Genomic DNA, 7,050 nt, shown 5'->3' on the forward strand with positions numbered 1-7,050 from the left:
GCGCTGCCCGCCGCCACCGCGCGCGGCGGTGCGGTGGCGAACGCGCTCACGGCCTGGCGCCGGTCCCGCCGCGCCGACGCCCTGGGGGTGCTGGCCCGCACCGACCTCGCCACCCGCGCCTGGACGCTGCGCTCGGCGCCCGCGCGCGCCGTCCGGGACGCCGCCCTGCGCGGTGTCCTCACCACCCGGACCGGGCGCCGCCTGCTCGCCGAGTCCGTCGCCGGACCCCACCCCGGCCGGTCCTGAGCCCGGCCCTGGCTCCGCAGGGTCCGCCGGGTCCGCTGCCTGCCGCGGACCGGGTTCCCGGCCCGGCGGCCGCGTTCAGTAGAGTTCGCGGGTGGCCATTTCACGGGAGCAGATCCTCGCCGAGCTCGGCGTCCAGTCGTCCATCGTGCCCGCCGCCGAGATCCGGCGCCGGGTCGACTTCCTCAAGGACTACCTGAGGTCGACCCCGGCCACGGGCTACGTCCTCGGGATCAGCGGCGGCCAGGACAGCACGCTGGCCGGCCGGCTGTGCCAGCTCGCCGCCGAGGAGCTGCGCGCCGAGGGGCACGAGGCGACCTTCGTCGCGGTCCGGCTGCCGTACGGCGTGCAGGCCGACGAGCACGACGCGCAGATCGCGCTGGGCTTCATCCGGCCCGACCGTTCGATCGCGGTCAACGTCAAGCCGAGCGCGGACGCCGTCGCCGCCGAGGCGGCGCTCGGCCTGGAGGAGCTGCTGGGCGACGAGCCCAAGCTGCGGGACTTCGTGCGCGGCAACATCAAGGCCCGCGAGCGGATGGTGATCCAGTACGCCATCGCCGGGCAGCTGGGCATGCTGGTGGTCGGCACCGACCACGCGGCGGAGGCGGTCACCGGCTTCTTCACCAAGTACGGCGACGGCGGTGTCGACCTCACCCCGCTGACCGGCCTGACCAAGCGTCAGGGTGCGGCTCTGCTGGCCGAGCTGGGCGCGCCGTCGAGCGTCTGGGAGAAGGTCCCGACCGCCGACCTGGAGGACGACCGGCCCGCGCTGCCGGACGAGGTGGCGCTCGGCCTCACCTACGCCGAGCTCGACGACTACCTGGAGGGCGCCGAGGTCACCCCGGCCGTCGCCGCCAAGGTGGAGTCGATCTTCTTCGCGACCCGGCACAAGCGGACCGTGCCGGCCACCCCGCTCGACGACTGGTGGCGTTGATCCGGCGGGACCCGTCGGATCTGCTCCGGATCCCGGGCCTGTGGGACGTGCCGTACGCCGGCGCCCGCTACCCGGGATCCCCGGCCGTCACCGAGCGCCCCGGCCTCGCGGACGGCGCCAACTGCCAGCTGTTCGCGTACGCCGTCCTCGACCGCTTCGGGCTGGCCGCTCCCCCGCTGCGCTCCGGCGACCTGTGGGAGGACGAGCGGCACTCGGTCCGCGTCCGGCATCCGCACCGGCTCGACCTGCTGTTCTTCAACCGGACCGCCGACCCGTACGGCGCCCACCTCGGCGTCTGGGCGGGTGAGGACGCGGTCCTGCACCTCTGCGCGGAGGTCGGGCGCCCGGCCGTCTGGCCGATGGCCGAGTTCGCCGCCCGCGAGCGCTACCGGACCCTGGTCGGCATCAAACGCATCACCCGCACCACCCGCACCACCTGCACCACCTGCACCGAGGAAGGTCCGGACGGTCCCCGCGCACCCGGGCGGGCCTGACCTCCCGCCGTCCCGCTGTCCGGGCCGTTGGCTACTGTGCGGGCATGCCCGAAACCCACCCGCGGTCCGCCGCCGACGTGCCCGGCGCACCTGACGTGCCCGAGGTGCCCGGCCTGCACTACCTGGCCGACTGGCTCACCCCGGAGAGCGCCCGGGCGCTGCTCGCCGAGGTCGACGCCGAGGCGTGGTCGACCCAGCTCAGGCGCCGGGTGCAGCACTACGGCCACCGGTACGACTACGGGCGGCGCAGCGTGTCCGCCGACCGGACGGCCGAGGTGCCGCCGGTCCCGGGGTGGGCCCGGGAGGTGGCCGGGCGGCTGCTCGGCGAGGGGCTGATGGACCGCGAGGCGGAGCAGGTGATCGTCAACGAGTACCTGCCCGGCCAGGGCATCAGCGCCCATGTGGACTGCCTGCCGTGTTTCGGACCGGTGATCGCCGCGGTCTCGCTGGGCTCCGCCTGTTCGATGGACTTCACCGACCCGCAGGACGGAACCCGGCTCGCGCTGCCGATCGCGGCGGGCAGCCTGCTGGTCATGACCGGCCCGGCACGATTCAGCTGGCGCCACGCCATCGCCGCCCGCCGGTCCGACCCCGGCCCCGCGGGGCGCGTGCCCCGGGGCCGCCGGGTGTCGGTGACCTTCCGCACCCTGCTCCGCCCCGACGGCCCGACACCTTGACGGTCCGACACCCTGACGGCCCGGCACTCCGACCGTCCGACGGCCTGATCCGGAAGGGTTCCACCATGAACCGTTTCAGCTACCCCGAGGTCGGCGCGACGGCTTCGGACGGCCCGCTGCCGGCCGGGTACCACCACCTGCGTCACCGCGCCCGTATCGGCGCCGGCCGGGAGGAGTTCGCGGCGGCCGGCGAGGCGATCATGACCTGGCGGATGCACCGCGCCGTCGGGGTGGGGGTGTCGGCGTCCGCGCCGCGGGCCGCCCCGGGGGTGCTGGTGACGGTGGTGCTCGGCCGCGGCAGGCTGGCGCTCACCGCCCCCTGCGCGGTGGTCCGGGCCGTCGAGGGGCCGACCCGGATCGGCTTCGCCTACGGCACACTGCCCGGTCATCCCGAGCGCGGCGAGGAGTGCTTCGAGGTGGAGCTGGATCCCGACGGGCAGGTCTGGTTCACCGTCACCGCCTTCAGCCGCCCGGCCCGTTGGTTCACCCGCGCCGTGTCCCCGCTGGTCCCGGTCTTCCAGCGGCTCTACGTCCGCCGCTGCGCGCGGGTCCTGCGCCGGCCGGCGGCGCGCGGCCGGCCCGGTCCGGGACCCGGGACGGGCTGACGCCCGCGGCCCGGCGCCCCGGGTCACCGGGTGGCGGTCGGCTGCCGGTTACCGGTTGCTGGTTGCCGGCCGGGTCAGCGGGTGGCCGCCGCCAGCGCCTCGCGGACCGCGGGGGCGCCGGCCGAGTGGCCCGGGTCCTCCGAGAGCGGGGACCCCGGGTCCTTCAGGTACGGCAGGCCGTAGGCGGGGGTGCCGGGCTGGAAGCGCCACCCCTCGGCGAGCGGTCCGGCATCGACGGTGTCGTAGCCGAGTGCGTCGAGCAGGGACGTGGCCGCGGCCTTGGCCGCCGCGTCGTCGCCGGCGATCGGCAGGGCGGTGCGGTCCGGCGCACCGGCCGGGCGGGCCAGGGCGGCGAGGTGACCGAAGTAGATATTGTTGAACGCCTTCACCACGTGGGCGTCCGCGAGGTGCTCCTGGAGCAGGCCGCTGCTGGTGGTGGCGCCCGAGTCGAGCCGGTCGAAGTGGCCGTCGCGCTCGGGGTAGTAGTTGTTGGTGTCCAGCACGGTGCGGCCGGCGAGCGGCGCCGCGGGGACCTTGAGGTAGTTCTTCAGCGGGACCGTCACCACCACCCAGTCGCCCGCCGCTGCCGCCTCGGCCGGGGTGGCCGCGCGGGCGTGCGGGCCGAGTTCCGCGACCAGCCCGGAGAGGGTCTGCGGGCCGCGCGAGTTGCTGAGCACCACGTCGAGCCCGGCGTCCACCGCGAGGCGGGCGAGGGTGCTGCCGATGTTTCCGCTGCCGATGAGTCCGAGGGTAGCCATACCGGTCACAGTGCTCCGGGACCGGCGGGGGATTCCCGTCCCCGGTTCCGCGCCCACCGTTCGGGTCAGGCGAGCCCCCCGGACGGCCGTACCGGCGTCGCGGGCCGGCTCTCCCGGTTGGCCCGGTCGACGGCGGTGACGGTGTACCAGGAGCCGTCCGTGGTGGGGACGGTGAAGCGGCGGGTGCGTCCCGGCAGCAGCGCGGTCAGCCGGTCCGGGTCGGTCCGCGGGCCCGGGCCGGGGTGGGTGTCGTAGCGGTAGACCGCGTGCTGGAACGGCTCCGGGCGGGGGCCGCCGGGGTGGATGACCAGTTGCGGGCGGCCCCGGTCGTCGAGGCCGGGGACGGCCAGCGGCGGCCGGGGCGGTGCCTGGGCGGCGGCGAGCCGGGGCAGCAGCGGTCCGAGCGCCGGGCGGGGCCAGTGGTCGGCGGCCATCCGGCCGACCCCGCCCAGCCGGTCGGCCCACACGCTGGTGGCGTTCCACAGCAGGTTGCCGCCGATCTGCGGGAGTCCGGCGTTCAGGGTGAGGTGGCGGGAGAGTTCGGCGGGGTCCTGCCAGGCGCCGGGGCGGCCCGGGTCGCCGACCCGGGAGACGGCCTGGCCGATCCACAGCTGGGTGCCGGAGCCGGCTGTCCGGGCGGCCCACCAGGGCGCGAGTTCGGCGTAGTCCGAGCCCTCGGTGCCGATCGCCCAGTACAGCTGGGGGGCGAGGTAGTCGACCAGCCCGTCCCGGGCCCAGCCGAGGGAGTCCGCGGACAGGTCGTCGTACGACTGGGTACCGTGGGTGCGTGAGCCGGCCGGGTCGGTGGCGGCGTTGCGCCAGATCCCGAACGGGCTGACGCCGAAGGCCGCTTCGGGCCGGGCCTCGCGGACCAGGTCGCGCATCTCGCGGATCAGCAGGTCGACGTTGTGCCGTCGCCAGGCCGCGCGGTCGGTGAAGCCGCTGCCGTGGGCGGCGAACGCCTCGTCGTCGGGGAAGGCCCGGCCCGGAGCCGGGTAGGGGTAGAAGTAGTCGTCGAAGTGGACGCCGTCCAGGTCGTAGCGGCGAACGGCGTCCATCATCGCCTCCACCACGAACCGCCGGGCCGCGGGCACCCCGGGGTTGTAGTAGAGGCCGCCCTGGTAGGACGCGATCCACTCGGGGTGGAGCCGGGCCGGGTGGCCGGGCGCCAGCCGGGCCGGGTCGGGCTGCGTGGCGACCCGGTAGGGGTTGAACCAGCCGTGGAAGGCGAGGGCGCGGCGGTGGGCGGCGTCGACCATGAAGGCCAGCGGGTCCCAGCCCGGGTCCCGGCCCTGGGTGCCCGTCAGCCACTGCGACCAGGGCTCCGGTGCGCCGGGCCAGAACGCGTCCGCGGTCGGGCGGATCTGGACGAACACCGCGTTCAGGCCGAGCGCGACCGCGCGGTCGAGGTGTGCGGTGAACTCCGCGCGCGCCTGCTCGGCCGGCAGGCCGGGGGCGGAGGGCCAGTCGATGTTGCCCACGGTGGCGATCCACACCCCGCGCATCTCCCGCCTGACGGCGCCGTCCGGCCGGGGCCGGTCAGGACCCGCCGGGCCGGCCTCGGGACGCACCGCCAGCAGGGCCGCCGCCCCGAGTCTGCCGACGCCCGCCAGAAAATCGCGCCGTCCGGTCAGGGGCGCGGCCCCGCTCCACTCACCGAGCACAGCCAGCAGCGTAGATCCGACCGGCCGCCGGCACGGCGAGGGCGCGCGCGGGAAGCCGGGAGAGCGTCGCGGGCAGCGTGCGGGCCCGCCGCAGGCGGCTGCGGCCGTCCTTCTTGAGCCGTTGGGTCGAACGGCGGCGAGCGTCCCGGCGGCGGCGTGCGCCGTGAGTGACGATGACGCTGTCCGCGCCTCGCCGCCGTCTGGAGTCGTCATGCCCGTACGGGTCCGCTCGTCCCGCATCCGCCTCCTGGGCGCCGCGCTGGCGCTGGCCTTTGTGTGCGCGGCCGCGGGGTGCCAATCCGACGGTGGTGGCGGATCCACGGCGACGTCCGGGTCGGGCGCCTGTGCGGGCTCGGGCCAGGTACTGGGGGCCGGTTCGACGGCCCAGGCCAACGCGATCGACCTGTGGAAGACGGCCTTCTCCGCCCTCTGCCCGGCGGTGACCGTCACGTACGGTGCCAGCGGTTCGGGGGCGGGGCTCCAGCAGTTCGTCCAGGGCAAGGTCGCCTTCGCGGGCTCCGACGCGGCGCTGGGCCCGGCCGACGTGGAGGCGACCCGCCAGGTCTGCCCCGGCGGTCAGGGCATCGACCTGCCGCTGGTCGCCGGACTGATCTCGATCGTCCACCACATCGACGGTGTCGACCGCCTGGTCCTCGACGGGCCGACCCTCGCCAAGATCTTCGACTCCCGGATCACCAGCTGGGACGACCCCGCCATCGCGGCCCTCAACCCCGGGGTCACCCTGCCCTCGGCCGGTGTCCAGGCGATCCACCGCGCGGACGACTCCGGTACCACCGACAACCTGACCCGGTACCTGGCCGCGGCCTCCAACGGCGCCTGGCCCTACCCGCCCGCCAAGGCCTGGGCGGGCCAGGGCGGCCAGTCCGCCACCGGGAGCGCCGGGGTGGCGGCCCAGGTCGAGCAGACCAAGAACTCGATCGGCTACGTCGAACTCTCCTTCGCCGGGGCCGACGGCCTGCGGAGCGCGGCCATCAGAACCGGTGCGCCGAAGCCGGTCGAGGCCACCGCCGCCAACGCCGCCAACACCATCGCCGCCGCGAAGCTCTCCGGGCCGGGCGAGGACCTCACGCTGGCCTTCGACTACACCACCGACCAGGAGAACGCGTACCCGCTCGTCCTGGTCACCTACGAGATCGTCTGCGACCAGGGCAACAAGCCGGCGGTCCTGCCGGCCCTCAGGTCCTTCCTGTCCTACGCCGCCGGCGACAAGGCCCAGCGGGCGATCGGCGCCCAGGGGTACGTACCGCTGCCGGTGCCGATCGCGGCGCAGGTCCGCGCCACCATCGACGGGCTCGGCTGACCCGGGCGCCCGGCGACCGGTCGGTGGGTCCGACGGCCCGGCGGGGTCGCCGCGCGGCGGTGCCGGGTGCGACCGGCGGGGTGGTGACGGACCGGCGCGGCCGGCGCGCGGCGCGCCCTCGGGCGTGCCCTGCGAGCGGCGACTGCGTTGAGGAAAGCATGGACAGAAACGATTCTGCAGACCGTCCCCTCGGGCCCGCCGAGGCCGAACCCATCTACCGGAACCTGGTCCGGCTGTGGGTCGCCCAGCGGCGTACCGTCCCGGGCTCCCCGGTCCCCCGGCCGCGGCAGTCCCGCGGCGGCGGGCGCCCCGCGCCGTCCGACGGGCCGAGACCCCGGACCGGCGGGGCCGGCG

The 7,050-nt window shown here is 75.9% G+C and carries 8 protein-coding genes and 1 pseudogene; 7 read left to right on the forward strand and 2 right to left on the reverse strand.

Annotated features, from left to right (window positions below; translation table 11 throughout):
* The 5 genes from AA75_RS49895 to AA75_RS28845 all read left to right on the forward strand — a co-directional run.
* Nucleotides 1-246: hypothetical protein (locus tag AA75_RS49895; RefSeq protein ID WP_033823216.1), on the forward strand; the 246-nt coding region annotated here is incomplete at its 5' end.
* Between the two features lie 91 nt (nucleotides 247-337).
* Nucleotides 338-1,177 (forward strand): ammonia-dependent NAD(+) synthetase, encoded by an 840-nt coding sequence (gene nadE / locus AA75_RS28830; protein WP_033823217.1) that lies wholly within the window; start codon nucleotides 338-340, stop codon nucleotides 1,175-1,177.
* Nucleotides 1,168-1,671, forward strand: coding sequence for a hypothetical protein (locus AA75_RS28835; RefSeq protein ID WP_063794455.1), 504 nt, complete (start codon nucleotides 1,168-1,170; stop codon nucleotides 1,669-1,671). The genes nadE and AA75_RS28835 overlap by 10 nt, the downstream gene beginning before the upstream one ends.
* A 44-nt stretch (nucleotides 1,672-1,715) precedes the next feature.
* Nucleotides 1,716-2,348 (forward strand): alpha-ketoglutarate-dependent dioxygenase AlkB, encoded by a 633-nt coding sequence (locus tag AA75_RS28840; protein WP_051813624.1) that lies wholly within the window; start codon nucleotides 1,716-1,718, stop codon nucleotides 2,346-2,348.
* 65 nt (nucleotides 2,349-2,413) lie between these two features.
* On the forward strand, nucleotides 2,414-2,953 hold the full coding sequence (locus AA75_RS28845; protein WP_033823218.1) for a DUF1990 family protein: 540 nt from the start codon (nucleotides 2,414-2,416) through the stop codon (nucleotides 2,951-2,953).
* Nucleotides 2,954-3,027: 74 nt separating this feature from the next.
* On the opposite strand, the gene AA75_RS28850 is transcribed toward AA75_RS28845, so the two are convergent.
* Entirely contained in the window at nucleotides 3,028-3,711 is a 684-nt protein-coding gene (locus AA75_RS28850; protein WP_033823219.1) for an NADPH-dependent F420 reductase, read from the reverse strand.
* Nucleotides 3,712-3,776: 65 nt separating this feature from the next.
* Nucleotides 3,777-5,375: a glycoside hydrolase family 10 protein gene (locus AA75_RS52505; protein ID WP_368666613.1), complete on the reverse strand. Its 1,599-nt coding sequence runs from the start codon at nucleotides 5,373-5,375 to the stop codon at nucleotides 3,777-3,779.
* 211 nt (nucleotides 5,376-5,586) lie between these two features.
* Between AA75_RS52505 and pstS the strand changes: the two genes are divergently transcribed.
* Together pstS and AA75_RS51480 are read left to right on the forward strand one after the other, a co-directional pair.
* Nucleotides 5,587-6,696 (forward strand): phosphate ABC transporter substrate-binding protein PstS, encoded by a 1,110-nt coding sequence (pstS, locus tag AA75_RS28860; protein ID WP_033823220.1) that lies wholly within the window; start codon nucleotides 5,587-5,589, stop codon nucleotides 6,694-6,696.
* Between the two features lie 158 nt (nucleotides 6,697-6,854).
* A pseudogene (locus AA75_RS51480) lies at nucleotides 6,855-7,050 on the forward strand (hypothetical protein); the annotation flags it as partial.

It is taken from the genome of Kitasatospora sp. MBT63, assembly GCF_000710465.2.
Taxonomy (GTDB): Bacteria; Actinomycetota; Actinomycetes; order Streptomycetales; family Streptomycetaceae; genus Kitasatospora.

What these genes read in the sequence shown, in the direction of transcription:
- AA75_RS28840 (WP_051813624.1), top strand. Translation starts at nt 1,716, where the DNA reads ATGCCCGAAACCCACCCGCGGTCCGCCGCCGACGTGCCCGGCGCACCT.
- AA75_RS28845 (WP_033823218.1), top strand. Translation starts at nt 2,414, where the DNA reads ATGAACCGTTTCAGCTACCCCGAGGTCGGCGCGACGGCTTCGGACGGC.
- AA75_RS28850 (WP_033823219.1), bottom strand. Translation starts at nt 3,711, where the DNA reads ATGGCTACCCTCGGACTCATCGGCAGCGGAAACATCGGCAGCACCCTC.
- pstS (WP_033823220.1), top strand. Translation starts at nt 5,587, where the DNA reads ATGCCCGTACGGGTCCGCTCGTCCCGCATCCGCCTCCTGGGCGCCGCG.